At 41.6% G+C, this 1,790-nt stretch carries 2 protein-coding genes; one reads left to right on the top strand and one right to left on the bottom strand.

Features of this window, described 5'->3' with window-relative positions; genetic code table 11:
- Positions 1-150 precede the first annotated feature (150 nt).
- Positions 151-1,209 (bottom strand): M20/M25/M40 family metallo-hydrolase, encoded by a 1,059-nt coding sequence (locus LD39_RS20520; RefSeq protein WP_035553065.1) that lies wholly within the window; start codon positions 1,207-1,209, stop codon positions 151-153.
- A 130-nt stretch (positions 1,210-1,339) separates the two neighbouring features.
- Between LD39_RS20520 and LD39_RS20525 the strand changes: the two genes are divergently transcribed.
- Positions 1,340-1,790 (top strand): thioredoxin family protein (locus tag LD39_RS20525; protein ID WP_035553068.1); only part of this gene is annotated, 451 nt, incomplete at its 3' end.

The following is a 1,790-nucleotide window of genomic DNA, read 5'->3' on the forward strand; positions in this document are numbered from 1 at the left end:
TTTCTCTGTCTAAGGCAACGGAAACAGCTGTTATCTCGAAACTGAGTCTTCAACAATCGGGAGCTTTTATTGAATAAGACAAAAAATCAAATATTAATGTAAGCCATCAAAAAGACCCGAGGGATATTCCTTCGGGTCTTTCCTTTCCTATTAATCGTCCAACGGGTTTAAGCTTTCCGTCCCTTTCAAATTCGCAATCATTTCGACTAACAACTCAACTTCTTCTTTTATATCTTCAATACTCACCGTCTCTACAGGGGAGTGCATATACCGGAGCGGAAGAGAAACCAGGCTTACTGGTACCCCTTTTCCTGTCAGACGCATTTTATCAGCGTCTGTACCAGTCATTCGTGGAGTTAATTCATATTGTACGTCCATTGATAAAGATTTCGCTGTTGTTTCGAGCAGTTGATTGATTTTACGATTGATCGGTGCGCCCTTTGCCAATACAGGACCGCCGTCTAGCCGCACGTCCCCATGCTTGTTTTTGTTTACTCCTGGATAATCGGTTGCAAAGGTAACATCACAGGCAATGGCCATAGTTGGTTCAATCCCTGCTGCGGCAAAAAAAGCACCTCCCATGTTGGTTTCTTCGTTAACGGTACTAGCCGCATATACCCCTACATTCAAGTCTTTTCCGGAAAGCTCGCGCAATACCTCTCCGACGATGAACTGACCGGTTCGATTATCAAGCCCTCTTCCAGAGATATAGCGGTCCATCATAACTTCAGGCTCCCGCTTGTACACAGCAAGATCTCCTATTTGAACGAATTCTTCCATTTCTTGCTTAGACTTCGCACCGCAATCAATAAATAAGTCTTCTAAACTGAAATCACCTTTGAGGCCACCATGGTGCTGAGCGTTAACCCCTATGACTCCCGTTAAAGTTTTTCCATATCCAAGGACAGTTACTTTCATTCCAACGGCAGCCTTTGGATTAATGCCGCCCATTTTGTCAAAATGTAAAAAACCATGATCATCGATACGGTTCACAACAAGTGCGATTTCATCACAGTGTCCAGCCAGCAAAATTTTGAAATCAGCTTCTGGATTAAGTACGGCAATCGCGTTCCCAGCATGATCTGTCTTGATTTCATCAGCGAACGGTTTCATCTCTTTTATCCAACGCTTCTGAATTTCCATTTCCATGCTTGAAGGTGATGGGGTTTGTAATAATTCAAGTAAAAAATCTAAACGTTCTTGATTCATTGCGTCATTCCTCCTCTATCTATCCTCTCTTATCATAACAAAAAAAGATTCCACAGTTTTAATAAATCATGCATATTCAACAAACAAATAGGGTACAAGGACATGTATGCCATGTTGAGGAGGATATACTATGAATTTAGATGAATGGTTCCAAAAAGGATGGACAGCCCAGGAATATGTCGATTCTATGGAAAAAAATCAAGAAAACCTAATTTATATATATGAGCATTTCAAAGTGAACCCCGAAGACTACCCCCTTTTTGAACGTCTTCAAAAGAAGAACTTACGTGCAATCATTCTTACTGAGGACTGGTGCGGGGATGCGATGCTTAACATTCCAATCTTTTTACGCCTAGCTGAGGCAAGTCATATACAAACACGTTTTCTGTTAAGAGATGAAAACCCGCAACTTATGGATCAATACTTGACCAATGGATCTTCCCGATCGATACCTAAAATCATCTTCTTAAACCCAAACGGACAAGAAATTGAGACTTGGGGCCCAAGGGCGGTTGAATTACAACAATTCATTGACCATGCGGTTCAGAACCTTCCTGATCAAGATGCCGAAGATTTTGAAG

The sequence above is a fragment of the Halobacillus sp. BBL2006 genome, from assembly GCF_000786645.1.
In the GTDB taxonomy this organism is placed as follows: domain Bacteria; phylum Bacillota; class Bacilli; order Bacillales; family Halobacillaceae; genus Halobacillus.